Raw genomic sequence first — 25248 nt, 5'->3', positions numbered from 1 at the left:
AGGACGCCGGCTCTGTCGACCGCTACGACGTACTCTTAAGCAAATCGGTGCAGGCGTTACAGAGATCGGTCTGGGTGAAGGATCAATATGTATCGGAGTCAAAGCTCTGCTCCTGGGGAGGAACGACGCGGATTGCCTCGTCCAGAAAGCAGAGCGGGTTTCTTCTCGGGCACCACCAGAGCTCAATCGGAGCACCTTACCGCGCGAGTGGCTTAGTCCGTTCGGCCGTTGCGCACGGTCAGAAGGGGTTGCAGCTTCGGGAACTCCGCCTCAACTCAACTAACCCCCGGCCGAATTCGGGCATTCGGAGCTGCCGAAAACGCTCTATCAACGCACCCCGCGGCTCGGGATATGCATTCACACCTCAAAGAATTTCGTCGGCATAGAATTGATCGATCTAACACCGAGACAAAGAGGTCACTGGCCATGCCTGATCAGCCGACAGCTAGCGCAAGCAATCGCGCGCCTTACCTTGCGCTAGTTGAGGAGCTCATTCGATACGACACGACCAGCAGCCGCTCGAATCTCGGCCTGATCGAAGCAATCCGGGATCGCCTTCGAGCCCGCGACGTCGAAGCGCTTCTCGTCTATGACCGGTCCCGGCAAAAGGCGAATCTGTTCGCGACGTTGCCAGCGATGCACGGCGAGACGAATGGCGGCGTCGTGCTGTCCGGACACACCGATGTCGTTCCCGTAACCGGCCAGAACTGGTCAAGTGATCCCTTCGATCCGGTCATCCGCGGCGATCGAATCTACGGCCGCGGCTCGTGCGACATGAAAGGGTTTATCGCCGTGACGCTCGGCTTGTTACCCGACATCCAGAAGCGCCGGCTGCGCGAGCCGATTCATCTCGCATTTTCTTTCGACGAGGAAGTCGGCTGTCTCGGCGCGCCGTTGCTGCTGGCGGAACTTGCGAAACGCGGCATTCGCCCGGCTGGGTGCATCGTCGGTGAACCGACAAGCATGCGGCCCGTCGTCGCGCACAAAGGCAACAATGCTTACCGATGCTGCGTGAAGGGTCTGGCCGGCCATTCGTCCCGCACGCCGAGCGGCGTCAACGCGATCGAATATGCGGCGCGGCTGATCTGCCGCATCCGCGAGGCCGCCGATCTACTTCGCCGCAACGGCCCGTTCGATCGCGCCTTCGACGTGCCATTTTCGACGGCGCAGACCGGCATGATCTCAGGCGGCATCGCGATCAACACGATTCCCGAGCAGTGCGAGTTCTTCTTTGAGTATCGCAACCTGCCTTCAGAAGATCCAGAACGCTTTTTCGAACAGATCGCCCGCTATGCCCGCGAGCAACTCGAACCGGAGATGCGCGCGGTGGCCGACATGGCGTCGATCTCGTTTGAAAAGGTCGGCACGACCCCGGCGCTCGACAGCGCGGAACAAGCCGCCGTCACGCGACTCGTGCGGAGCCTGTGCAACGACTTCGAGACACGCAAGGTGACCTACGGTACCGAGGCCGGCCTGTTCTCGCAGGCTGGAATTCCGACTGTCATCTGCGGTCCTGGCAGCATCGACGATGCCCACAAGGCGGACGAATCCGTCGAGTTGTGGCAACTCGCGGAATGCGACCACTTCCTGCGGCAGGTACTCGAAACGCTCACCGCGCCCTGAAGCACGCCGACGTCATTGGCCATCGAACAGGATCGCCTCCAGATCGTCGTGCTCTTCCTCGGGCTCATGCAACCGGAGCGTGGCTTCGATATGTTCGAGATGCTCGATCATCACTTTTTGCGCCAGCTTCAAGTTGCCCGCTTCCAGCGCATCGATCAGGCGCGTATGTTCGTCATGTGGACACGCCTTCGCCGTCGGCGCGTTGTAGAGCAGGATGGTCAGGCAGGTGAGCATCTGCAGGCCGCGCATCGTACGCTCGACGAAGCGATTGCCCGACACCTGCGCGAGCATCACGTGGAATTCGCCTGAAAGTCGTACCGAGGTGCGCCGGTCATCACGCTTACGGGCCTCATCTTCCTGTGCCACATGCGCGCGCAAACGCGCCAGGTCTTTCTTCGTCGCGCAACGGCACACCTTTTCGATGATCGGCAATTCGATCTGACGCCGCGCCTCGAACAACTCGCGCGCCTCCTCCACCGTCGGGCTCGCAACAAACGCGCCGCGATTCGGCACGATCGTGACGACAAGTTCGTGCGCCAGTTGCTGCAACACTGTCCGCACAGTGGTGCGGCTGACGCCAAAAATAGTGGCGAGCCGGTCTTCGGCGAGCTTCGTGCCGGGCTGCAGCCGATGCTCCGAGATCGCATTCATCAAGCGCTCGTAAATCACGTGGCGATGCGCGCCGTCGAAGGAGCCAGCCACTTCGTTTTCGGCCGTCTTCGCCCTCTTCTTATCAGTCGACATGAAAGGGTCCTGGTAATGAGTTGAATCACGACAAGGGCGACGTGCGCGGTTGACTACACCAATTGCACTGCCTCGCCGCAGTGCAAATTATCGCCGATATTGCACACAAGTTATATGCCAGATTGTATTTTTGTTGCAAAGCAGATTGTACGACTGTGTCCCGTCATTCCTTGTTAGATCAAGCTAAAAATGCTTGAACGCATGATGCCCAGTCACTGTGCCGAGCGCAACATGGCGGTGCAAAATCAGCCTTTCGGCCACATTGTGGTGCGTTTTTCGAAGACAGGATGAGACACAATTGTGTACAAGTTTTAAGATTTATTTAAAACAATATCCTCAACATCCTGTAAACAAAGCGATGCGCTTGAGCTCATACGAAGCCCCGCTCGCTGGCACGGTCTTCGCTAAACATCGTCAAGCCCTCGCGTGCGGCAAGCCGTCTGCCCCAGCGATTCCCTGACTCCCAGATCCTGTCATGCAAAAACTGCTCCTGGCGCACGGCAGTGCGCTTTCCAATCTCGCGTTGTTCGTTGCGGTCGATACCGGCCTGTTCGAGCGTCATGGCCTGCAGGTCGAAGCACCGCCGCTGACACATTTCAGCTCCACCGCCGCATTGCTGAGAAGCGGAGAGGCTGATCTCGGCACCACCGGCTTTACACAGCCGCTGGTCGATCATGCCCGGCCCGACCCGCTGCGCATTGTCGGTGGCAGCGGCAAGCTCGGCATGGCGCTCGTGGGGCAGCCGGGCCTGTCGATGAGCGATCTGCGCGGCCAGCGTGTAGGAACCTTCGCCGACGATCCAATGGAAGTCCTGCTGCACGATGCACTGCGGGTACACGGAATGGATCTCATGCAGGTCGAACGCGTGCTGTACCCATCGCTCGCCGAGGCGGTCGCCGATCTGACCGACGGCCGCCTCGCGGCGCTGACGTTGATCGAACCGTGGATTTCCCGCCTTCGGCTGCGCGGCTTCGAGGTGCTGTGCGACGGCTTGCACGCTTGGGGCGGCGACTATCCCGACACGTTGCTCGTCGCCCGCAAGAGTTTTCTCGACGCACATCCTGAGATCATCCGCGCGGCCTTACGCGCAATGCTCGATGCGCAGGAAGCGATTACGAACAATCCCCGCGAAGCCCTGCGCGCCAGCGCGTACCGCTACCCCGAATTCGCGCTTGACGAACTGCTGGCCGGCGTCGCCGCGCAGCCGCCGATCATCGATATTCGCCCGCTTCGCGAGTGCATTCTCGCACGTGCCCGGTCGCTGGAAGCGCTCGGACGAATGCAGGTTTCCGGCTCGATTGGACAGATTTTCAGCTTCGATCTGCTGGAACAAACGCTTGCGCAGTCGCCTGCGGAAACTTTCACATGCCCATCTGCCGTTCAACCTCTCTAAGGACCACGCGATGTTCAGGAAATTTGTTCAGCAAGACCCGAATGGTTACCCATTGACCGAACTCGGCAGTACGCGGCGCGAATTCCTGATGCGCGGTGCGTGTCTGGCCGGCGCCGCGGCGTTGGGCGGTGCCTATCTACCACAGGCCATGGCGGCCGGCCCGCTGACCCTCAAGGCGACGCACGGCACGGGTCTCTGCAATTGTCCGTTCTTTCTCGTCAAGGAACGCAATCTCGCGCAGGGCGTCACGCTCGACTTCGTCACCACCCCGTCCAATGCGGACATCGCGGCGCTCTTCGGCGCGGGCGTGGTGGACGTCTCCGTGGTTCCGTACACCAACTTCATGACGCTCTACGATGCCGGCGCACCGATCAAGATCGTCGCAGGCTCGGGCGTGCAGGGCTGCGTGATCGTCGCGCAGGCGGGCATCACGTCAGCGGCCCAACTGCGCGGCAAGACCATCGGCACATTCCAGGCCGATACGCTCGAAATGCTCCCGTACGATTACCTGAAGAAGGCCGGCATGAGTTTCGCCGACGTCAAGGTGCGCTACTTCGGCACGTCGCCGGAGCTGGCGCAGGCGTTCATCGCCGGGAACGTCGATGCAATGTGCCACATCGAGCCCTACGCGACGCAGGCGTTGAAGGCGAGGCCGGGCTCCGTGCAGCTTTCGAACGGTGTGGATGTATACGGCGCGAACTACTCCGACTGCGTTCTCGCGGTGCGCAGCAAGCTCCTGCACGAAAACCGCGATGCGGTGAAGGCGCTGATCAAGGCGATGATGGTCGCGCAGCATCAGGAAGAACTGGACCGCGCCTCGGCCGTCAAGGACACCGTCGGCAAGTACTTCAAAACGAGCTACGACGCCACGCTCGACGCAGCCGCGAAGCAGCCGGCGATGATCGATCAGCGCAGCAACCAGAATTTCATCCTGCAGCGGGCGCAGAATCTGAAGGACCTGCGCTACATCAAGCGACTTCCTGGCCCTGACATGTTCGACTGGGGGCCGCTCAATGAGGTGATCAAGGAAAACGGCGATCTCTATGGCCAGCTCAAGCTGAAATCCGCATGAAAGCCGATCCGACGACCCTCTTCGCGCACCGGCGCGTGGTGCGCCCGGCAGCAAGTGGCCGGCCACGCTCCAACCTCGTCCGGCGACTCGTGCCGCTTGGCTGGGGAGTCGCCTCGCTGGCGTGCTTCATTGCCGCATGGGAACTGGCGTGGGCCGCAGGTTGGGCAGATCCGCTTCTGTTGCCGCCGCCGCACATCTTCCTGCGCAACTTCGCGTCGCAGGCTCAGTACTTCATCCCGACTGACGTGATCGGCGAGACGTCCAACGCGACAGCGCTGAAGTCGCTCGCCATGACAATCGTCGCAACAACGTTGCGGGTGTTAAGCGGCCTGGTGCTGGGCTTCGTCTGCAGCGTGGCGATGGGCGTCGCGATCCGCTACTTCCGCCTGCTCGGCAACCTCACCTTACCGACGATCACGCTGCTGGCTCCCATTTCACCGATCGCGTGGCTCCCGGTCGCGATCTTCCTGTTCGGAATCGGGAATGCGCCCGCTGTATTCATGGTGTTCATCTCGCTTTTTTTTGTCATGACCGTCTCGACGATCAGCCAGATCGACAACGTCAGCCGTACCCACCTTAACGTCGCCGCCGTGATGGGCGCGACGCGCGCGCAGACGTTCCGTCATGTGATTCTGCCGGCCATCTTGCCGTCGCTCTTCATGGTGCTGCGCATGAACCTGTTCGGCGCGTGGATGGTAGTGCTGGTGGCGGAAGCGACCGGCGTCGGCAGCGGGCTCGGTCAGGTCGTCATGCTCGCGCGCAATACCTTCAACTCGAGCCTGTCGTTCTTCACGATGACGCTGATCGGCGTCACCGGCTTCGCCTTCGACGTTGCGCTGCGAATCGTCCAGCGCAAGGTGCTGTTCTGGGTGCCAGGTAACGGTTTGGGGAAATGATATGAGCCAGAATGAATCAGCTTCCATGCAACCGCCGCTCGTCACCTGCAAGGGCGTCGGCAAGACATGGCAGACAGACGGCGCACCGTTCGTTGCCTTGCGTGACATCGACCTGAATATCGCTCGCCGCGAATTCGTCGTGTTCCTCGGCCCAAGCGGGTGCGGCAAAAGTACTCTGCTCTATCTAATCTCAGGACTGGAACAGATATCCAGCGGCCGCATCGTGTGCGGCGGTGCCGAGGTGAGCGGACCGGGCACGGACCGTGGACTCGTCTTCCAGGACGCCTCGCTCTTTCCGTGGCTGAGCGTGGGCGAAAACATCACCTTCGGCCTGAAAATGCAGCACATGCCCAAGGAAAACCGGCGGCGTGTCGCAGAGGAAATTCTCGAGCGTGTCGGCTTGTCCGAAGCCATCGACAAACGGCCCGACCAGCTCTCGGGCGGCATGCGCCAGCGTGTTGCCGTGGGGCGTGCACTCGCGCTGAAGCCCGAGATACTGCTGCTCGACGAGCCGTTCGCCGCGCTGGACGTGCAAACGCGTGCGAAGATGCAGGACTTCCTGATCCAGGTCTGGCAACGAAGCAATGTGTCGATGGTCTTCGTCACTCACCACATCGACGAAGCGATTGCGCTCGCCGACCGCATTGTCGTGTTTACGGCACGCCCGGGGCGCATCAAGACCATCATTCCGGTCGATCTTCCTCGTCCGCGGGACACGCGCAGCCGGGCGTTCCACGATCTCAGCGTCCACCTGACCGACCTGATGCGCGATGAAGTCGATCGCGCCTTCGCCGAGCAGGAGCGGGTCCGATGAATCGACTGGTAACCCTGAGCACACTTCGGGCCGCGGCACTGCAATTGCCTCCCTGCACAACCGACCTTGCCGGCAACGAGGCCGTGGCATTTGCCGCCGTGCGCGCCGCCGCTGATGACGGCGCCCAGTTGATCGTCTTGCCCGAGTTCTCAATGGTGCCGTACTTCGCGAGCGCGCCGGGCGGGCAATATCGTGACTGGGCGCAGCCCGCCGACGGTCCCCTCGCCGCACGCTGCGCCGCGCTGGCCAGGGAGCGTGGCATCGCCCTGTTCGTACCGTTCTACGAAATCGATCGGGCGAGTGGTCGGTATCACAACGCCGTGCTCGGCTTCGACGCCGACGGCAATCCGCTGCGCGCCGGTCCGGTTGCGCGCAAGCTTCACCTGCCTGTCGGCGACGACCCGCCGCCCGGCTACGATGAAGCCGCGCACTTCACGCCTGGCGACGCACTGCACGTCGTGCAGGTAGGCGCATGGCGCATCGGCGTTCTGGTCTGCTACGACCGCCGCTTTCCAGAATGCTGGCGCGCGTTGCGTGCGGCCGGCGCCGATCTCGTCATCGTGCCCGTCGCGGGCAGCGGTGGCGACGATATGGATTTCTTCGTCGGGGAGTTGCGCACGCACGCGCGGGAAAATGGGCTGGCGGTCGTTTGCGCGAACAAGACCGGTGACGAATTCCTCGATGGCGTGCGCATCGACAACTATGGCGAGTCGTGTGTGATTGCCGCCGACGGCGCTGTACTCGCCCGCCGGCCCGGCAACGAAGGACCTGGCATCGTCAGCGCGACGCTCGCGCATGCAGAGATCGCGGCGACCCGCGAAAAGCTGTCTTACTTCGACCATCGGCGTGTCGATCTATACGACACACCATCGTTCTGAAACTCTCCTCTATTCAGGTAAAAGCAACCATGTCAGAAACATTGATTGTCGCTGGCTGGATCGTCAAGGGCGTTGCCGACCGGCACACCGCAGAGGTCATCCGCGACGGCGCGCTGTATCAACGCGACGGCGTAATAGTCGAGATCGGCGATGCGCAGCAGCTGATCGCAAAGTATCCGAACGCGCCGCGCCTCGGCTCGCCCGATACGGTGTTGCTGCCTGGCTTCGTCAACAGTCACCATCACGTCGGCCTGACGCCGCTGCAACACGGCTCTCCGGACTACGCGCTGGAACTGTGGTTTGCGAGCCGGATGGGTACGCGCGAGATCGATCTTTACCTCGATACCCTGTACTCCGCCTTCGAAATGATTGCGTCCGGCATTACCACCGTGCAGCACATCCACGGTTGGCGGCCTGGTCCGCTGTCGTCGATACATGAAGCCGCTTCAGGCGTCCTGAAGGCGTATCGGGACATCGGTATGCGCGCGTCGTACAGCTTCGCCGTGCGCGAGCAGAATCTGCTCGTCTACGAAGCCGACGAAGACTTCGTCAAACGCCTGCCGGCCGACATCGGACCTAAGCTCGCTGCGCATCTGAAAGCGCAGCAGGTCCCGCTGGCCGATCATCTGCAGTTGTTCGACATGCTCACGCAGGACAACGAAGGCCAATCGCTGACCCGGATTCAGCTTGCACCTGCCAACCTGCACTGGTGTAGCGATGAGACACTGCTTACCATCAAGGAACGCGCCGACAAAGCCGGCGTACCGATGCATATGCATTTGCTCGAAACCGCCTATCAGAAGGAATACGCGCGCCGCCGGACCGGCAAGACGGCGGTCGCGCATCTGAACGATCTCGGTCTGCTCGGTCCGTCGCTAACCCTCGGCCATGGCGTGTGGCTGACGGAAGCAGACATCGAAATGGTCGCGCATACCGGCACCTGCATCTGCCATAACTGCAGTTCGAATCTCCGTTTGCGCAGTGGCGTGGCACCCTTGAATGCGTTCGCCAGATACGGTGTGACGGTCGGCATGGGGCTCGACGAAGCGGGTATCAACGAAGACCGCGACATGTTGCAGGAGATGCGCCTCGCACTGCGGGTACACCGCACGCCGGGAATGGACGACGACGTGCCGACCTGCCCACAAATACTGAAAATGGCCACTGAGGATGGCGCTCGAACCACCCCGTTCGGCGCACAAATTGGGCGCCTGGAAACCGGACGCCTGGCCGATCTGGTGCTGATGAACTGGAAGACCGCCACGTATCCGTATCAGGACGATAACATTCCGATGCTCGATGCGCTCATGCAGCGCGCCAAGACCAATGCTGTCGATGCCGTGATGATTGCCGGCGAAGTGGTGTACCGGGATGGCCGGTTCACGCGCGTGGATCGCGATGCGATCCTCAACGAGATCGAACAGACTCTCGCGAAGCCGCGCAACGAGGTGAAGCAGGCGGAGCGGGAACTGGGCACGGCCGTGTTCCCTCATGTAAAGGCCTTTTACACCGACTATTTTGCTGAAACACCGCCGCGTCAGCCGTTTTACGCCCCTTCATCACGGAACTGATGGACCGAATGACCACGCAAGCCCTTTTGGAAGCGGTCGACGATCGCTTCGACGCTGAAGTCGAATTTCTGGCCGCCCTCGTTCGCGAGCCCTCTGACAACCCGCCCGGCGATTGTGCGGGTCACGCCGATCTGGCCGCCCGCGCGCTAGAAGCGCTCGGCCTTGAAGTCGAGCGACACGTCGTGCCGGCAGACGCTGTCGTTCAGGCTGGCATGATCAGTGTGACCAACCTGGTCGTTCGGCATCGCTTCGGCGACGGCCCGACGATTGCACTGAACGCACACGGCGATGTCGTGCCGCCCGGCGAGGGCTGGTCGAGCGATCCTTACGGCGCCGAGATCCGGGACGGCTATATGATCGGACGCGGTGCGGCAGTCTCGAAGTCCGACTTCGCCACGTACGCTTTCGCATTGCGCGCGTTGATCGAGACGGCTGCCCCGCTGCAAGGCACGGTCGAACTGCATTTGACCTACGACGAGGAAAGCGGCGGCTTGCTGGGTCCCGGCTGGCTGCTTGCGAACGGCATCGTAAAGCCCGACTTCGCGATCTGCGCCGGCTTCTCGTATGCAATCACGACCGCTCACAACGGTTGCGTGCATCTCGAAGTCGCCGTGCGCGGCAAGTCCGCGCACGCCGCTCGCCCCGACACCGGACACGACGCGCTTGAGGCGGCCACGGCGGTGTTGCAGGCGCTCTATGCGCATCGCGCGGAACTGGCCACGATTCGCTCCGCGACCACCGGAATCGAACATCCGACACTCGTAGTGGGGCTGATCGAAGGCGGCATCAATACCAACGTCGTGCCCGATCTGGTGACCCTGCGGCTCGATCGGCGCGTGACGCCGGAGGAAGACGCGGCTGCCGCGCGAACGCGCGTGGAGGAAGTCGTGCGGCACGCTGTCGCCGGGCTGCCCGGCATCAGCGTCGAATTCCGCGAGGTGCTGATCGCCTCACCGATGAGGCAGTTGCCCGGCGCGGAGCAGCTCGTCGCCGCATTGCAGGCGGCGGCTCGCGTCACGATCCAGACGGAGATTACGGCGGAAGGTGTGCCGCTCTATACCGATGCCCGCCTGTACTGCGAAGCCGGTGTGCCGACCGTGATCTACGGAGCCGGACCTCGCACACTCCTTGAGGCAAACGGACACCGGGCGGACGAGCGAGTGGCGATAGAAGATCTGAGGCGGGCTACGAAGACCGTCGCTCTGGCGCTCAGCGGCTTACTGAAGCTGCAGTAGGACTGCGGCGTTTCCGGTGACGAACGGCTATCCGGCAACGCCAGCGAGTGTCCGGTTTGCGGGTGAACAGCCGACATCCGCCGATGGGAGGCGGACGACGGGAGTGGGTCGATAGCGCCTGTTCGATTTTTCCGACACCGGTCATTGAAAATTGGCCAGACGCCGGTGGGCTCGAATGACCGGAGTGGCCGAGAACGTTCCGGCGGCCGCGGATCTGATCCGGGTAAACGCGTTCTCTGCGGGTGGTGTTCGTCCTCTTACTCAAGCCTGATTTCGTCTTCGAAATCGACTTTCAGCTTGAGCCCCGGGACCTCCAACGTAACTTTCGCGGGAAAGGATTCATTGCCCGCAATGGCGCTGCTGGCGATGGCCTTGGCGACTGCATGCTCTATTTCACGCTGCGAACTCACGCCGACCATTTTCAAAAACTTGCGTACGCTGAGGTTGAAGGTGTCTTCATTCATTCGGATCTCCAGTCTGCGGGGAAGAGTGTCTGCTGCGATCACGAAACGGATAACGCGTGCGGTGTCCGTCGGCCTCGAGTATGCGCGTAAAACTCGTGCGATTCGAAGCCTTGCGTGTTTCACGCGTGAGCCAGCCACCGGGCGACGTCGCAGACCGTCGGCAGAGTGTAAGCCTGCCATTCGAATTCAGGGTTTTGAATAGCTGCCCGCGTGCTTTGGCAAGGCGTCAGATACATGAATCCACGACAACCTCTGCGACATCCAGGTGTGATGCTCGGGCGGAACCTGCTCCGGCACGTCGAGACTGCACGTCGATATATCAATCTCGTCGGGGAAATCGTCGTGTTGGTAGGTTAAGTGCGTGCCGCAGTCCGCGCAGAATGCTCGCAAAACCGCTTTGCTGCTTGCGAAGCTCCCTGGTTCGCCAAGGACGAATCGAAACTCGGATTGCCTGACGCTAAACCAGGCGACGAACGGGGCGGCCGATGCGCGGCGACAGTCCACGCAGTGGCAGATTGTGGAGTCGAAGGGCGTACCCAAGACCTCGTAACGGACCTTTCCGCAAAAGCAGCCGCCTTTGAGCATTGCTCCCTCCGTAGCGAATCGGTCACCCGCAGCGCAACGATCGTATGGGCTCGGTCATTATAGAGGTCAGCGTTGAAGATGCATTGGTCGATGGCGAAGTTGACCGGCCGCCATAAAAATGACCGCATCGGCCGACGAGCATCGCTCTTCGCCTTCGGTAACAAAACCGACGACGGCAATGCGAGACGCATATCGGGCTGAAGTCGGCCTATTTCGTTTGCAAGGACTTCCCCCGAAAGTCAAGATCGTTGGCATTTTGTCGACTAGGTACGATTTCCGGACTTCGGCGAATGCGGCTTCGGCGGCCGTGACCCGCTTAATCCGTACGCCGCGTCGCGCGAGAAACGAGCGGATCTAGTCAAAATATCAATCACTTGCCCAGTGATTGGAGCAGCCTGAACCCTTCAGGCCAATCGCCCAGGTCGCTATCCGCATTGAGGTGCCCCTTCTCTCCAACTTCGATGAGTGTGCTCCGCCATGCTTTGGCGCAGTGACGCGCATGATCTGCGCCGCCATAGGGATCGTTGGAGCTGGATACAACGATCGTAGGAAACGGTAGCCGTTCCGATGGTAACGGCGCAAATCCCGTTGCGGCCGCCGCAGGAAACGCCGGGGTGACCGGGTCGGGAACAGCGACAAGCAGCGCGCCACGGATCCGGGGCGAACGGTGTGCCGCCCAATGCACGACCGCCAGGCATCCGAGGCTGTGCGCAACGATGACGGTGTCGTCGCCGCTTTTCGCTACCTGCCGCCCGATGGCCGATATCCAATCGTTACAGGCGACCTGATCCCAGTCTTCGACAACGAGTCGCCGCCACTCGGGATGCGCCGCCTCCCACCTACTTTGCCAGTGCAATGGACCGGAATTGCCGATACCGGGAACAACCAAAACGGGGTAGTCCATCTGCCAGCTCTCCAATGTTAAATGAGCATCCAGTGTAAAAGCGCATGGATTCTGGCAACATGCCGGATCAAATGAATTGACGGCTACCACCGGTTAAAACAGAGAAAATTGCCGGACTGCACAAATGAAAACTAAGCAAGCAACTTTAGACCGGCTGGACTGGCGGATACTGGAGGCTCTTCAGAGCAATGCGCGCATCAGCAACACCGAGCTTGGCAAGCAGATCGGACTTTCACAGCCGGCCGTCACCGCCCGTATCAAACGACTGGAGGAACAAGGCGTCATTGAAGGTTACGCGGCGCGGATCAATCCCGGTCTCGTGGGCCGTGGCATTGCAGCCATCCTTCGGATCCGGACCACTCATGCTCAGATCAAGCAATGCCTGTGCGCCTTCGAAGCAATGCCGGAAATAGTCGAGGCGCATCGAATAACTGGCGAAGACTGCTTCATGGTGCGCATCGTGGTCGAAGACATGACGCAACTCGAAGTTGCAATCGACACGTTGGCGAGATTTGGCCCGGTGACCACCGCTGTCGTGCTGGCGAGCTATCCACCGAAGACGATCCGCGGATCACTACCGTGACCGGCTGTCATGTAGAAATGCGGGTGTTCGCTATACTGGCTCGCGTGCTCCCGATCGAGACCTATCGCGCTAGACTTGCATATGCCGACTGCATGAGGCAGCACGCGGCCATGAACCGTCATTCGCCTGTCACGTCGCTCGGACGTTCAGACGGCGGTTCAGCACCAGCGAACGGCCATTCGATTGGCAAAGGCCAAGGTTGCTTCATCGGCCGTCGCGGGCGTCTGCAGTTCACGGCAGCACCACCATAACGAACGGCTTCGGGCAACCAAATGTTCCGAAGTCCATTTTGAAATATCTCACGGTAGCCTCGGCGGACGACAGCGGCAAAGCCAGTCACACGCGTCGTACCGGACTTGCGACCAGTTCGCGCGAGCACCGGGCTGACTCAGGCGGCGTCGAGCCGGCGGTCACTTTGTGCCCGTGGGCTCTCTGCTTTCCGATACCGTTAAAGGGGAGGCGTTCCAGTTCTCCCTATCACTTGTGGAGCTTCTGGTAGAGCGTCGGATTGGACTTCTGGAAATCGATCGACGTGAGCCGCGACGGGCGTTCGAATGCGCAAGCCAATAACGCGTCAAGGCATTGGCGACGCGAGCGACAGCTTCTGGTTCAAAGTCCCCATGCGCATCAGGCTATCGATTGCCTCCAATCCATGAAATGGTATAAATCATATGTTTGCTCTTAAGCGGCGGCTTACCTGACGACGGCCGATTGCCGCTGCAACCCGCGTTGGTGCAAATCGAGGTGTGTCGCCAAGCGCAAAAAGGGGGAAGCGCATGAAGCCGAAACCAGCAATACCCGCAACCGTCCTGTGGCGGGAAATCGCCGCGTCCCGCCGGCGCAAGATCATCGGAGCGGTGCTTCTGATGGCTGTAACCGTGCTGGCTCTTCTGGCTGGCTACCACATCGTGTCTGAGCGGGCGCAAGCTCAGCAAAAGGTTGTTGCACAGGACATTGACGACGCGATCGACCGCATCGTTTCAGAGACCCGCGCTGGCGAACGCAAACTGGCGAATCTTGCGGGACGGCCGTGTTCCGAGGTCCAGACGCAACTCACGCTCAAAGACGTGTCCGTCCCCTATCGCCGGACCGCCATGCTGGTCAAGGATGGTAGCGCATACTGTTCAACCGTCCGTGGACCGGTGTCCATTCCACTCGCCTCCTATCTCGTTCCGACGGGCGATGCCCAGCAGATCGCCTTCCTTGGCGGAACACAACTCATTCCGGGCACACCGGTCATGGCAATTTACGCTCCGGTCGACAGCCGGCATGGCGTTTTATACATCGTTGAGGGGGCGTACGTCGTGGACATCCTTGCCCGGGCGAAAGCGTCGGGGGCGAAGAGCGCGTCGGTATCTGACGGAACGGGGGGAACGCTCACAAGCGACGGGCGCTTCCTGAAGACCGCCGCCCGCGAGTCCAGCATGAGTGAAATCGTTGTCGGGGTCGAACGCGACGGCGACAAACTGCGGGCCGATCTGATCGCGACCGAGGTGCTTGCACTGTTCATCGGTCTCTTTGTGTTTGCGACGCTCCTCGCCGGCTATATCGCGGGCTTCACGCCCCGGCAGCGCTTAGAAAGGCAGGTTAGGGCAGGTTTGCGGCGTAACGAGTTTTACGTGGAATACCAGGCAATCGTTGATCTGGAAAGCGGGCAATGGGTCGGCGCCGAGGCGCTGTTACGCTGGAAGCATCCGCGTCTCGGGCTGGTATTGCCGGGAAAGTTCATCGGTGAGATAGAAATGACCACCGTGATTGCTCCCCTGACGGAGTTCGTACTGGCTACGGCGCTTACTGAACTGGATGCTTGTGAATTTCCGGACGGCTTCCGGGTGAACGTCAATCTCGCACCGAAGCACATCGAAATGCATTGTTTTCCCCACGACATCAGTTCGACGCTCAAGCGAAGCCCGACCCGTTTTCAGGTGGTGCTTGAAATCACGGAGCGCGGATTACTCACAGGCCTCGCAAACAGTCACGAAAATTTGATGAATCTCAAGACTTACGGCGTAAAGTTCGCCGTCGATGATTTTGGTACGGACAACAGCAACCTCGCACTGTTGCAGCGTTTCGCTTTCGATTTCATCAAGATTGACCGGCAGTTCACTGATGGAGTGGCGAACCAAAGCCGCCAACTCGTTGAAGGCATCACTTATCTCGCGAACAAGCTGGATCTGACGATCGTCGCGGAAGGCGTCGAAGAAGTTGAGCAACGCGACGCGTTGAAGGAAATCGGCATCAGGTTCGCGCAGGGCTTTCTGTTCCAGCGACCGGCAAACATTCTGGAATTTGAGCGGATGTACCGCCACTCACAAGTCCGTGTCCATGCTCCGTCGCAAACCCATTGGGAGGAGCGGGCCATCGTCAAGAGATAGCCGGCGTATCGCAGCTGCACCGCTGCATACCTTCCCGGATCGCCAAGGCGCATGCGCGGCCGAAAAGCGGCTAGCGTCCGACGTGCTTCGAGAATTTATGCGCTCAGAGCAAGAAAAGAGCCAACTATCAAAGAGAAAGAAATCATGAGCCAATTCACGTCACTGGAAATGTGCGCCGGGGCAGGGGAAATCCGTCCTGAAGACGAAAAAAGCGCGAAGTGAGGTCCGCAATCGGGCCAAACTCGCGTCGAATGTAGCCATTTCCTTCTCCCATCGAAAAAAGCTTGAGCGGCATCGTCGGCAACTCGGCGTGCCAACATATTGATCAGCGCTTCCCTAGATGTTATCGGGCCGCTACACCTACCCTACATGAGGCGCTTCGCGACTCCCACGCAACCTGCTTTCAAGGGGCCACCCGGCCGAGGCGAACCAGCCGCGAGTCGATCGCACCCTTGGTGCGCCTGTGTTTTACGGCCAGATCCTTCGGAGACATGCCCGCGTCGAAGGTGTTCAACAGGTCCGCATCCTCTTCATCCGACCACGAGCGGCCAGCATTCTCAGGTCGCTCGCGGGCAGCTCGGCCGGCAGGCTCCGGAGCACCGCCGAGCTTGTCGAGTTCCTTGACAGCGAAAAACAAGGCCCGGATCACCTGCGGGTTATTGAACGGGCTTTGCCCAGCGATGATCTCGCCCGTCTCGGGATCGATGCCGCGCGCCAGCTGCTCAAGGGTCGTTTTCGCTTCAACGGGATTCATACCACCACTCCGCCTGTCATGGTCCTGTCTGACGGCGACCGCGCAAACGCGATCGCCGCCGGGTTTATTTGAAAAGCCGCCGGTCCAGCTCGAAGCGCTGCTTGTGCAGTACTACTACGTGCTTCATGCCCGGATGCAACGGATTAAGAATCAGGTTGTCGTCACTCGGGCAAACAACAGATGGCACTCGCATCGCGAGCCGTTTCCCGGCTTCGAGCCACTGCCGCGCGAGGTCCACGGTCGACGCTGGATCGCGATCCAGCACGTTCCAGTCCTCGGGCAGGTCCGGCACGTAGGCGCTCGATGCAGCCCTGTCCGGCACTTCCAGTGTGACCAGATAAAAGTTGGCCACCGGCAGCAATCCTGACGCATGGACACGCGCCTCAAGGACCGCCGTCGACGCGTGGCAGCACGTATAAAGCACCGGCATTCCCCGCGGATTCCAGCGGCCGCCTGCCAGCGCCGCACCGTTGCCGCTCAGATCATCGGCCCGGTATTTTCCGGGCTTCTCTTTGGCAAGACGAAACACCTTCATACGGTCACGCCGTGTTCGAGACGCACCAGAATGTCACGCACGCGGTCAAACCCCGTTTGCGTATCCAGCGTGTCCAGCGGCCGTTCGCCGCCCAGTTCAACATTCGGACGCAGCAGCCATTCAGCGGCCAGACGGCCGTCTTCGAGAACATCCTTGGCCTGAGCGTAAATCAGCATCGTACGAGCTGCACGGTCCGATTCTCCCGCACTGAGCCGCTCTCCCTGCGCAATCTTGCGGTTGATAGTGCTGCTGGGAAGGCGCAGACTGGCGAGCAGGGTTTGCACCGGAATTGCCAGCAGTTCGGTGGCGATTCGGCTGACGATTACCGCCTCCATGCCATCTCGAATCAGGCGTGACTGTTCGGTAGGGGCGAGACCGAGAAAGAACGTCAAATCGTCTTCCTGAGCGCCGAGCCCATTGGTGCCTATGTGAGCGAGCCTGGAGGCCGCTGCAGATTTTGCCGCCGAAGCGCTAGGCTTCGCACGTCGCGAATGCTGCCGTCCTGCCACTGCTTCTGCCGTCATGATTTTCTCCCAAATGAGCAACGATTGATGCCCAACTGGGATACAGTTTAGCCGATTACCAAACGAGATACAAGACATTCCCATTTGGTTTAAACGAGCCGCGCGTCGGTTCATGTCGAGATTCACTTACTTTGAACTTTGTTCACTTAAGTCTGCACCTTGCGCCGCAGCAAAAATCGGGATATCCCGCACACTGCGTCCACCCAGGAGAAAGATCGGCCCGCGAGGGCCGAAACGGAAAAGTGCTGCCGTCACGTACAGGGTAAGAAGTTACCGCAATGCCTTCCAGACCGGCCAGCAGCTCTCTTGGGTCGACGTGCGTCTGCTTTTTGGCGCATGGCTGCCGTAGGCACGAAAGGTCCACCCGACGTTGTCGCAAGGTTTACAATCGTTCGATTTCCTTAGGTGGCGCCAACGCGCAGCTCAGATCGCCAGCGATACGGCCGGTTTCTGCCCGAAACCTCGCTTCAGGGCAGGCCCTTGCTAACAAACAATATTCAACCCATGTCGACTTTCATCTGGAATCAATCTAAGACGGGCGAGCACGGTCATCTTGCAGCTATCAGGAAAGGGTTGGTCGACGCACACATCATCTCGATGTGCTCTGGTCATCTGAAATTCGGCGGGATCAAAGCGATTGCGGATGAACTGAAAAAGGCCGTAGATCGGGGAGCCCGCGTCATCTTTTACTCCAACGACAAGCACACAGAACAGGACGCCGCCGATGGGCTGGCCACGCTCGGTGTCGAGCACATCGTCGTGGATCACAGTCGCTCGTATCTCCACACGAAGCTGTACTACTTCGAGGCGGGCGACCGGTATTCTGCAATTGTGGGGTCAGCTAACATCACGAAGGCTGCGCTTACGTCGAATGAGGAGCTGTCTTACGTTGTTGGTGGCATCAAGGGAGATCCTCAGCACCGGCAGCTCGCAGCGTATCTGGCGCATTTAGACCGCAGATGTCGCCGTGACCAGGCTCTGAGGATCGGTAAAAATGGAAGCCCGATACCGCTTGTTTATCGATGACATCCGTGACCCCGTCGCATCCGATTGGGTAATCGCACGTACGTCCCTCGAGGCCACTACGCTTCTCGAAGCTCGCGGCTGTCCGTTCGAAATTTCCTTCGATCACGACCTGGGCGGTGAGGACACTGCAATGGTCGTGGTCAGGAAGCTGGTGACGATGGACCTGGATGCTGGCGGCAGATAAAGTGGACCCCAGTGTCAAGACAGAGTGGACCGCAATTTAAGCTGCATCGATACCACACGCAGCTGAACAGCGCTGCCCCGGTTCCGCCAGCGCCCCGCTGAACCTGTCGACAATCCTGGCCCCACCACCGCAGCCACTCGGATAGACCGCGGCTGGGGTCTGGTATCCGAGCGACTGATGAGGCCGCTCGCCGTTATAGTAGGCAAAGTACTGCGCCAGCCCCACCGTCAGTTCGCCCATCGTCGCATAGCCCTTCAGATAGACATCCTCATGCTTGACGTTGCGCCACAGGCGTTCAACGAAAATATTGTCCAGCGCCCGGCCCCGACCGTCCATGCTGATCGCCACACCGGCACCCTTGAGCACCCCGGTGAACGCGTCGCTGGTGAACTGCGAACCCTGGTCGCTGTTGAAGATCTCCGGCCTGCCGTACTGGCTCAACGCCTCTTCCAGGCAGTCGACGCAGAACCCGGCGTCCATGCTGTTGCTGATGCGCCCGGACAGCACCTTGCGGTATAGGTAGCCTGTCCCGCATTCGGTGATACTGGTCACAGCTGGCAGGTAGCTGCCGGCTCACTGCGACAACTTTTTTTTGAGCCAGTCCACTTCCATCTTCAGCTTTCCAATCTCGCCGTACAGCCGCTCCGGCGCGTTTTGATCGTCCACCGGCTTCGGTCCACGCTTCACTTCAAACAGCGCCGCTGCACGCTCCACAATCTCCTTCTTCCACTGCCCAACCATAACCGGGTGAACCCCGTATTTCTGAGCGATCTCATTACGCGATATATCGATATCCGTATGTTATCGATCGGCATTGCGCCGAGGTGCGGATCAATCGTCGCAACGGCACTCAGTAACCGCGACCGACGTCGACGACGTTCAGCAGCGGCTCGCCTTTCACGAGCCTTCGCGCGTTCTCCGCGATCTGCTCGGCCATCGTCTTCAGGCTCGCGACCGACCCCATATGCGATCGCGAGGAGTTCCTGCCGCTGCAATGGCGCGCGGCGTCTGACGTGCTCGAGGACGCGCACCGCACGGGGCCGCTGTGGTACGGAGCGCTGTATCGCGAGACGCTGCGCTGCCCCACGCGCCTGGTGACGATCACGCGCACGGGGACGATCGACAGCGCGCCGGACATCGCCGCCGCGCTGTCGGTGCAGGCGACGGTCGTGCATCCGCTGGCCGGCACGACCGACGTGCCGGCTTACGTGCTGCTGGTGTCGACGCCGGACAACTGACCGCCTGGCTGCTCGCCGTCGTCCTCGTGATGGAACAGCGTGAGGAACTGCCGCGCGGGGATGCTGAGCGGCCGGTCGCGCCGGACGAGGCTGCCGTACGACGGCAGCTTCTGCGCAAGCGTGTAGTCGACGATCGCGACGAGCCCGTGCTCCACGTTGCGCTGCGCGACCGTCAGCGGGATCACGCCGAGCATCTGCGAGCGGTCGACGAGGTTCATCGTCGTCAGCATCGAGCCGGTCTCGATCAGCCCGCGCGGCATCGGCTCGTGATGCATCCGGAACTCGCCCTCGATGACCTCGCGCGCCGGGCTGCCGCCCGGCTGCAGGATCCACGGATACTCGAGCAGCGCGTCGAACCCGACCGGCCCCGCGCCCGCGAGCGGATGGTTGCGGCCGGAGACGACCGCGAGCGCCTCGTCGTCGACCGCGCGGAACACGCAGTCGCTGCCGGCGTCGCGGCCGATCACGACCTCGAGCACGCCTTCCTGCAATTGCGGCATCAGCCGGTCGCTGGTGTCGACCGCGATGTCGATCGCGAGCAGCGGATAGCGCGCCTTCAGCTGCACGAGCGCCTCGGTGAGCCGCCCCGGCGACGCGGCCATGATGCTGCCGATCGCGAGCCGCCCGGCGCTGCCGAGCTGCAGCTCCGCGAGCTCGCGGTTCAGCGCCTCCATGCTGCCCCGGATCCCGCGAAAGTAGCCGAGCACGCGCTCGCCGGCCGGATTCAACACGAGGCCGCGCCCGACGCGATCGAACAGCCGCTGACCGAGCGCGTTCTCGAGTTCGTGCAGCATCTTTGTCGCGGCCGGCTGCGTGAGGCCGAGCCGGTCGGCCGCCGCGTGCAGCGTCGAGCATTCGTCGACTGCGAGCAACAGCGCGATCTGACGCATCCGCAGCCGGTTCAGCAGCTGCGGCGTCGAGTCGCGTTTGTCGATCGAGCCCATATTTGATTACCTCAGGTTATCGATTCATCAAGAGTTTTCAATTTACGGGCGGGGTCCGTCTACCTAGCATGAACCCCATATCAGGAACAGCCGGATTCCGGCGAAAACGGAGACACATTATGCAGACGAATTCAACGGTCGCGCACCGCGCGGCGCCCGCAGGAGAACCGGCATGACGGCCCCGTCGACCTTGCCCGTCGTCGCGCTGACGCTCGGCGATCCCGCTGGCATCGGTGCCGAGCTGATCGCGAAGCTGCTCGCGCGCCCCGACGCGACGTCCCGCGCGAACCTGGTGCTGATCGGCGACCGCTGGCTGTGGGAAGCCGGCCAGCGCGTCGCCGGCGTGCAAGTCGACGTCGAGCCGATCGCGTCGCTCGCCGCCGCGCGCAACCGGCCGTCGATCGCGCGTCCCGCGTTCGTCGAAGTCGACACGATCGACCCGGCACAAGTGAAGGTCGGCGAGGTCTGCGCGGCCGGCGGCCACTCGGTGCTGACCGTGCTGAACCTGTGCATGGACGCCACGCTCGCCGGCGAGGTCGACGCGATCTGCTTCGCGCCGCTGAACAAGCACGCGATGAAGCTCGGCGGCCTGAAGCACGAGGACGAGCTCCACCACTTCGCCGAATACCTCGGCGTGACCGGCTACTTCTGCGAATTCAACACCCTCGGCGAGCTGTGGACGTCGCGCATCTCGTCGCACGTGCCACTGAAGGACGCGCCGGGCTACCTGAGCGTCGAGCGGATCGAGCAGGCTTCGGAGTTGATCTACCGGTCGCTGCTCGCGAACGGCATCGCGGCGCCAAAGATCGCGATCGCCGCGTTCAATCCGCACGGCGGCGACGGCGGCAGCTGCGGCCGCGAAGAGATCGACATCATCGAGCCCGCGGTGACGAAGCTGCAGGCGCGCGACTGGCCGACCGACGCGCCGTTCCACGGCCCGTTCCCCGCCGACACGATCTTCCTGAAGGCGCAGGCCGGCGATTACCAGGCGATCGTCACGATGTACCACGACCAGGGGCAGATCGCGATCAAGCTGCTCGGTTTCTCGCGCGGCGTGACCGTGCAGGGCGGGCTGCCCGTGCCGATCACGACGCCCGCGCACGGCACTGCGTATGACATCGCGGGCCGCGGCACCGCCGACGTCGGCGCGACCTGGCAGGCCTTGCAGATCGCCTGCCGGATGGGCGCCGCGCGCCGGCAGCAGACGATTTCCGCGTAACGGTCGCCCGGCCGCTCGCGCGCTTCACGACACATCAAAACACATCGAATCTCAGGAGACACCGCAATGAAGATCAAGTCCGTCCGCGCCCGCGTATTCCAATGGAAGGGCAAGACCGTGCCGCCGCAGGGCAATTTCTGCGCGAATGCGATGGACCTGCTGTACGCGCCGCAGGAAACGATGAGCACGTTCCGCTTCCATTCGTGGACGGTCATCGAAGTCGAGACCGACGACGGGACTGTCGGCTACGGCAACGTCGCGCTCGCGCCGCAGGTCGCGAAGGTGATCATCGACCAGTACCTCGCGCCGCTCGTGATCGGCCAGGACCCGTGGGACTACGAGTACCTGAACCAGCGGATGTACCGCGCGACGCACGCATGGGGGCGCAAGGGGATCGGGATGGCCGCGATCTCGGGCGTCGACATCGCGATCTGGGACATCCTCGGCAAGAGCGTTGGCAAGCCGGTCTTCAAGCTGCTCGGCGGCCGCACGAAGGAGAAGATTCCGTGCTACTACTCGAAGCTCTATCGCACCGACCTCAAGGAAATGCAGGCCGAGGCGCAGAAATTCCTCGACCAGGGCTTCCGAGCATTCAAGATGCGCTTCGGCTACGGGCCCGCGCACGGGCAGCAGGGCGTCGTCGAGAACCTGAAGTCGGTCGCCGCGGTCCGTGAAGTGATCGGCTACGACAACGACCTGATGCTCGAGTGCTACATGGGCTGGAACCTCGAGTATGCGAAGCGGATTCTGCCGAAGCTCGAGAAGTATCAGCCGCGCTGGCTGGAAGAGCCAGTGATCGCCGACGACATGGACGGCTACGCGGAGCTGAACCAGCTGACGAGCATCCCGATCTCGGGCGGCGAGCACGAGTTCACGCTGTACGGCTTCAAGCAGCTGCTCGACCGCAAGGCGGTGTCGGTGGTCCAGTACGACACGAACCGCGTCGGCGGCATCACGATGGCGCACAAGATCAACGCGCTGTGCGAAGCGTACAGCGTGCCGGTGATCCCGCATGCGGGCCAGATGCACAACTATCATCTGACGATGAGCACGCTCGCGTCGCCGATGAGCGAGTACTTCCCGATGTTCGACGTCGAGGTCGGCAACGAGCTGTTCTACTACATCTTCGACGGCGAGCCGGTCGCCGAGAACGGCTACCTGCAGTTGCGCGACGACGTGCCGGGTCTCGGCCTCACGCTGAAGACCGAGTTCCTCGACCAGTTCGAGATCGTGGAGTGATCATGAAAGCTCGTTACCAAGGCGTGTTCCCAGTCGCGCCGACGATCTTCACCGAGGACGGCGCGCTCGACCTCGACGGCCAGCGCCGCTGCCTCGACTTCATGATCGACGCGGGCTCGCAGGGGATCTGCATCCACGCGAACTATTCGGAGCAGTTCGCGCTCGGCGACGATGAGCGCGAACTGATCACGCGCACGACGCTCGAGCACGTCGCCGGCCGCGTGCCGGTGATCGTCACGACGTCGCACTTCAGCGCGCGGATCTGCGCGGAGCGCAATCGTCACGCGCAGGCGCTGGGCGCCGCGATGGTGATGGTGATGCCGCCATATCACGGCGCGACGTTCCGCGTGTCCGAAGCGCAGATCCAGGCGTTCTTCGAGGAAGTGACCGACGGCCTCGACATCCCGCTGATGATCCAGGACGCGCCCGCGAGCGGCACGACACTGTCCGCTCCGTTCCTCGCAAAGCTCGCGCGCCAGATCGAGGCCTTGTCGTACTTCAAGATCGAGACCGCGGGTGCCGCGTCGAAACTGCGCGAGCTTATCGCGCTCGGCGGCGAGGCGATCGAAGGCCCGTGGGACGGCGAGGAGGGGATCACGCTGCTCGCCGATCTCGACGCGGGCGCGACCGGCGCGATGACGGGCGGCGGCTATCCGGACGGGATTCGCCAGATCACCGACGCGTACTTCGCGGGCAAGCGCGACGAAGCGGTCGCGCAGTACGCGCGCTGGCTGCCGCTGATCAACTACGAGAACCGCCAGGCAGGCTTTCTGACCGCGAAGGCGCTGTTGAAGGAAGGCGGCGTGATCGCGTGCGACAAGGCGCGCGCGCCGTGGCCCGAGCTGCATCCGCAGGTTCGCGCTGGGCTGCTCGACGCCGCGCGCCGGCTCGATCCGCTCGTGCTGCGCTGGGGCCGCTGAGGTCCGTTCGCGCGCGGCACGCGTTTCGCGGTTCCATGTGCGAACCGCGTTTGCCGCGCGGACGGGCAGGCGTCCGCGCAGAGGCGGAACGCACGTGCGTTCCGCGCCGGCGGCCGGCCCTGCGCCGGTTCGTCACGGCGTGACAGGCGGTCCATCAGAAGTCCGTCGCTGCCGACCACCAAAACTGGAGACATCATGACCATGCTGACCCCGGCCAACCCGGCTTACGACGCCGGCGAAGCCATTCCACGCCGCCGCTGGCTGCGCGTGATTCCGCCGCTGCTGCTCGCGTGCATCATCTCTTACATGGATCGCGTGAACATCGCGTTCGCGATGCCGGGCGGGATGAACGCCGATCTCGGCATGGACGCGACGATGGCCGGTCTGGCCGGCGGGATCTTCTTCTTCGGCTACCTGTTCCTCCAGATTCCCGGCGGCAAGCGCGCGGCGCTCGGCAGCGGCAAGAAATTCATCGCGTGGTCGCTCATCAGCTGGGCCGCGCTGTCGGGGCTGACCGGCCTCGTCACGCATACGTGGGAGCTGCTGACGCTGCGCTTCCTGCTCGGCGTCGCCGAAGGCGGGATGCTGCCCGTCGTGCTGACGATGGTCAGCAACTGGTTCCCCGATCGCGAACGCGGGCGCGCGAACGCGATGGTCATCATGTTCGTGCCGCTCGCCGGGATGATCACCGCGCCGCTGTCCGGCTACATCCTCGCCGCGTACGACTGGCGCCACCTGTTCTTCAGCACGGGCGTGCTGTCGCTGCTGTTCCTGATCGTCTGGATGCTGTTCGCCGACGACGGCCCGAAGACCGCGCGCTGGGTATCGCCGCGCGAGAAGGCGTACATCCTCGACGCGCTGCGCGAAGAGCAGGAGCGCAAGCGCGCGTCGGGCACGCCGGACGCGGCCTCGTTCGGCGCGATGATGCGCAACCCGACGATCTGGCTGCTGATCGCGATCAACTTCTGCTACCAGGTCGGCATCTACGGCTACACGATGTGGTTGCCGACGCTGCTGAAGAACCTCACGCACACCGGGATGGGCAATATCGGCCTGCTCGCGATGCTGCCTTACATCGCGATGATGGTCGGCATGTTCGCGACGTCGTATCTGTCCGACCGGACCGGCAAGCGCCGCCTGTTCGTGCTGCTGCCGCTCGTCGGCTTCGCCGCATGCCTCACGCTGTCGGTGCTGACGCACGAGACGATGCTCGTGTCGTTCGCGTTCCTGATCGGCTGCGGCTTCTTCCTGCAGGCGGCAGCCGGCGTGTTCTGGGCGATTCCGCCGAAGCTCTGCAGCCCTGAGACCGCCGGCAGTGCGCGCGGCCTGATTAACGCGCTCGGCAACCTCGGCGGCTTCTGCGGCCCGTACGCGGTCGGTGTGCTGACCCAGCACGTGAGCTCGGCGGCCGGCGTGTACAGCCTCGCGGTCACGCTCGCGGTGGCCGGCCTGCTCGCGCTGACGCTGCCGAAGCGCTGCGAGGACTGAGAAACCGACTGACGGTTGCGCACGCAACGAACCCACACTC

25 protein-coding genes and 1 pseudogene are annotated in these 25248 nt (G+C 62.0%); 17 read left to right on the top strand and 9 right to left on the bottom strand.

Annotated features, from left to right (window positions below; all coding sequences use genetic code 11):
* The first annotated feature begins 426 nt into the window (after window positions 1-426).
* Complete coding sequence (gene argE, locus B0G77_RS01320; RefSeq protein ID WP_133660513.1) at window positions 427-1623, top strand: acetylornithine deacetylase; 1197 nt, start codon at window positions 427-429, stop codon at window positions 1621-1623.
* Window positions 1624-1635: 12 nt separating this feature from the next.
* Here argE and B0G77_RS01315 read toward each other — a convergent pair whose 3' ends face one another.
* Window positions 1636-2367 carry a GntR family transcriptional regulator gene (locus B0G77_RS01315; RefSeq protein WP_133660512.1) on the bottom strand — a complete coding sequence of 244 codons (732 nt, stop codon included), beginning with the start codon at window positions 2365-2367 and terminating at the stop codon, window positions 1636-1638.
* Window positions 2368-2842: 475 nt separating this feature from the next.
* Between B0G77_RS01315 and B0G77_RS01310 the strand changes: the two genes are divergently transcribed.
* The 7 genes from B0G77_RS01310 to B0G77_RS01280 are packed head-to-tail and all read left to right on the top strand — an operon-like array spanning window position 2843 to window position 10226.
* Window positions 2843-3760: an ABC transporter substrate-binding protein gene (locus B0G77_RS01310; RefSeq protein WP_133660511.1), complete on the top strand. Its 918-nt coding sequence runs from the start codon at window positions 2843-2845 to the stop codon at window positions 3758-3760.
* A 10-nt stretch (window positions 3761-3770) separates the two neighbouring features.
* A complete protein-coding gene (locus B0G77_RS01305) occupies window positions 3771-4832 on the top strand; it encodes an ABC transporter substrate-binding protein (RefSeq protein WP_208116378.1) in 1062 nt (353 codons plus the stop codon).
* Window positions 4829-5728: an ABC transporter permease gene (locus B0G77_RS01300; RefSeq protein ID WP_133660510.1), complete on the top strand. Its 900-nt coding sequence runs from the start codon at window positions 4829-4831 to the stop codon at window positions 5726-5728. Before B0G77_RS01305 ends, B0G77_RS01300 begins: the two co-directional genes overlap by 4 nt.
* A 1-nt stretch (window position 5729) precedes the next feature.
* Entirely contained in the window at window positions 5730-6542 is an 813-nt protein-coding gene (locus B0G77_RS01295; protein WP_208116377.1) for an ABC transporter ATP-binding protein, read from the top strand.
* Window positions 6539-7420, top strand: coding sequence for a carbon-nitrogen hydrolase family protein (locus tag B0G77_RS01290; protein WP_133660509.1), 882 nt, complete (start codon window positions 6539-6541; stop codon window positions 7418-7420). Before B0G77_RS01295 ends, B0G77_RS01290 begins: the two co-directional genes overlap by 4 nt.
* Before the next feature lie 29 nt (window positions 7421-7449).
* The gene (locus B0G77_RS01285) at window positions 7450-8991 is read left to right on the top strand and encodes an amidohydrolase family protein (protein ID WP_133660508.1); all 1542 of its coding nucleotides are present in this window, start codon (window positions 7450-7452) and stop codon (window positions 8989-8991) included.
* On the top strand, window positions 8991-10226 hold the full coding sequence (locus B0G77_RS01280; RefSeq protein WP_133660507.1) for a M20/M25/M40 family metallo-hydrolase: 1236 nt from the start codon (window positions 8991-8993) through the stop codon (window positions 10224-10226). Before B0G77_RS01285 ends, B0G77_RS01280 begins: the two co-directional genes overlap by 1 nt.
* Window positions 10227-10483: 257 nt before the next feature.
* Here B0G77_RS01280 and B0G77_RS01275 read toward each other — a convergent pair whose 3' ends face one another.
* The 3 genes from B0G77_RS01275 to B0G77_RS01265 form a co-directional block, all read right to left on the bottom strand.
* Window positions 10484-10690: a DUF6494 family protein gene (locus tag B0G77_RS01275; protein WP_133660506.1), complete on the bottom strand. Its 207-nt coding sequence runs from the start codon at window positions 10688-10690 to the stop codon at window positions 10484-10486.
* 186 nt (window positions 10691-10876) lie between these two features.
* Window positions 10877-11275, bottom strand: a complete 399-nt coding sequence (locus B0G77_RS01270) for a GFA family protein (protein ID WP_133660505.1) — start codon at window positions 11273-11275, stop codon at window positions 10877-10879.
* A 370-nt stretch (window positions 11276-11645) separates the two neighbouring features.
* On the bottom strand, window positions 11646-12179 hold the full coding sequence (locus B0G77_RS01265; RefSeq protein ID WP_133660504.1) for an alpha/beta hydrolase: 534 nt from the start codon (window positions 12177-12179) through the stop codon (window positions 11646-11648).
* A 124-nt stretch (window positions 12180-12303) separates the two neighbouring features.
* On the opposite strand from B0G77_RS01265, the gene B0G77_RS01260 reads away from it, so the two are divergent.
* Both B0G77_RS01260 and B0G77_RS01255 read left to right on the top strand, forming a co-directional pair.
* Entirely contained in the window at window positions 12304-12762 is a 459-nt protein-coding gene (locus tag B0G77_RS01260) for an Lrp/AsnC family transcriptional regulator (protein ID WP_133660503.1), read from the top strand.
* 776 nt (window positions 12763-13538) lie between these two features.
* Window positions 13539-15137: an EAL domain-containing protein gene (locus tag B0G77_RS01255; protein WP_243750885.1), complete on the top strand. Its 1599-nt coding sequence runs from the start codon at window positions 13539-13541 to the stop codon at window positions 15135-15137.
* A gap of 403 nt (window positions 15138-15540) precedes the next feature.
* Here B0G77_RS01255 and B0G77_RS01250 read toward each other — a convergent pair whose 3' ends face one another.
* The 3 genes from B0G77_RS01250 to B0G77_RS01240 all read right to left on the bottom strand — a co-directional run bounded on the left by B0G77_RS01250 (window position 15541) and on the right by B0G77_RS01240 (window position 17076).
* Window positions 15541-15891 carry a hypothetical protein gene (locus B0G77_RS01250; RefSeq protein WP_133660502.1) on the bottom strand — a complete coding sequence of 117 codons (351 nt, stop codon included), beginning with the start codon at window positions 15889-15891 and terminating at the stop codon, window positions 15541-15543.
* A 64-nt stretch (window positions 15892-15955) separates the two neighbouring features.
* Window positions 15956-16426: an RES family NAD+ phosphorylase gene (locus tag B0G77_RS01245; RefSeq protein ID WP_133660501.1), complete on the bottom strand. Its 471-nt coding sequence runs from the start codon at window positions 16424-16426 to the stop codon at window positions 15956-15958.
* On the bottom strand, window positions 16423-17076 hold the full coding sequence (locus B0G77_RS01240; protein ID WP_347814147.1) for an antitoxin Xre/MbcA/ParS toxin-binding domain-containing protein: 654 nt from the start codon (window positions 17074-17076) through the stop codon (window positions 16423-16425). The genes B0G77_RS01245 and B0G77_RS01240 overlap by 4 nt, the downstream gene beginning before the upstream one ends.
* A gap of 378 nt (window positions 17077-17454) precedes the next feature.
* Here B0G77_RS01240 and B0G77_RS01235 point away from each other — a divergent pair, with 378 nt between their 5' ends.
* Window positions 17455-17976 carry a phospholipase D-like domain-containing protein gene (locus tag B0G77_RS01235; protein WP_208116376.1) on the top strand — a complete coding sequence of 174 codons (522 nt, stop codon included), beginning with the start codon at window positions 17455-17457 and terminating at the stop codon, window positions 17974-17976.
* Window positions 17945-18160, top strand: a complete 216-nt coding sequence (locus B0G77_RS45470) for a cyclic-phosphate processing receiver domain-containing protein (RefSeq protein WP_347814146.1) — start codon at window positions 17945-17947, stop codon at window positions 18158-18160. The genes B0G77_RS01235 and B0G77_RS45470 overlap by 32 nt, the downstream gene beginning before the upstream one ends.
* A gap of 36 nt (window positions 18161-18196) precedes the next feature.
* Here B0G77_RS45470 and B0G77_RS01225 read toward each other — a convergent pair.
* A pseudogene (locus B0G77_RS01225) lies at window positions 18197-18934 on the bottom strand (integrase core domain-containing protein); the annotation flags it as partial.
* Window positions 18935-19173: 239 nt separating this feature from the next.
* On the opposite strand from B0G77_RS01225, the gene B0G77_RS01220 reads away from it, so the two are divergent.
* The gene (locus B0G77_RS01220; protein ID WP_133660500.1) at window positions 19174-19398 is read left to right on the top strand and encodes a hypothetical protein; all 225 of its coding nucleotides are present in this window, start codon (window positions 19174-19176) and stop codon (window positions 19396-19398) included.
* Here the strand turns inward: B0G77_RS01220 and B0G77_RS01215 are convergent.
* Complete coding sequence (locus B0G77_RS01215; protein WP_133660499.1) at window positions 19365-20342, bottom strand: LysR family transcriptional regulator; 978 nt, start codon at window positions 20340-20342, stop codon at window positions 19365-19367. The two genes, B0G77_RS01220 and B0G77_RS01215, sit on opposite strands and share 34 nt — an antisense overlap.
* Window positions 20343-20514: 172 nt before the next feature.
* Here B0G77_RS01215 and B0G77_RS01210 point away from each other — a divergent pair, with 172 nt between their 5' ends.
* The 4 genes from B0G77_RS01210 (at window position 20515) to B0G77_RS01195 (ending at window position 25208) form a co-directional block, all read left to right on the top strand.
* Entirely contained in the window at window positions 20515-21561 is a 1047-nt protein-coding gene (locus B0G77_RS01210) for a 4-hydroxythreonine-4-phosphate dehydrogenase PdxA (RefSeq protein WP_133660498.1), read from the top strand.
* Window positions 21562-21627: 66 nt separating this feature from the next.
* On the top strand, window positions 21628-22800 hold the full coding sequence (locus B0G77_RS01205; protein ID WP_133660497.1) for an L-rhamnonate dehydratase: 1173 nt from the start codon (window positions 21628-21630) through the stop codon (window positions 22798-22800).
* 2 nt (window positions 22801-22802) lie between these two features.
* The gene (locus B0G77_RS01200) at window positions 22803-23720 is read left to right on the top strand and encodes a dihydrodipicolinate synthase family protein (RefSeq protein ID WP_133660496.1); all 918 of its coding nucleotides are present in this window, start codon (window positions 22803-22805) and stop codon (window positions 23718-23720) included.
* 195 nt (window positions 23721-23915) lie between these two features.
* Entirely contained in the window at window positions 23916-25208 is a 1293-nt protein-coding gene (locus tag B0G77_RS01195; RefSeq protein ID WP_133660495.1) for an MFS transporter, read from the top strand.
* The last annotated feature ends 40 nt before the right edge of the window (window positions 25209-25248 follow it).

The sequence above is a fragment of the Paraburkholderia sp. BL10I2N1 genome (genome assembly GCF_004361815.1).
Lineage (GTDB): Bacteria > Pseudomonadota > Gammaproteobacteria > Burkholderiales > Burkholderiaceae > Paraburkholderia.
Note: the sequence above shows the minus strand (reverse complement) of the source record. Positions and strands in the feature narration are given on the sequence as shown.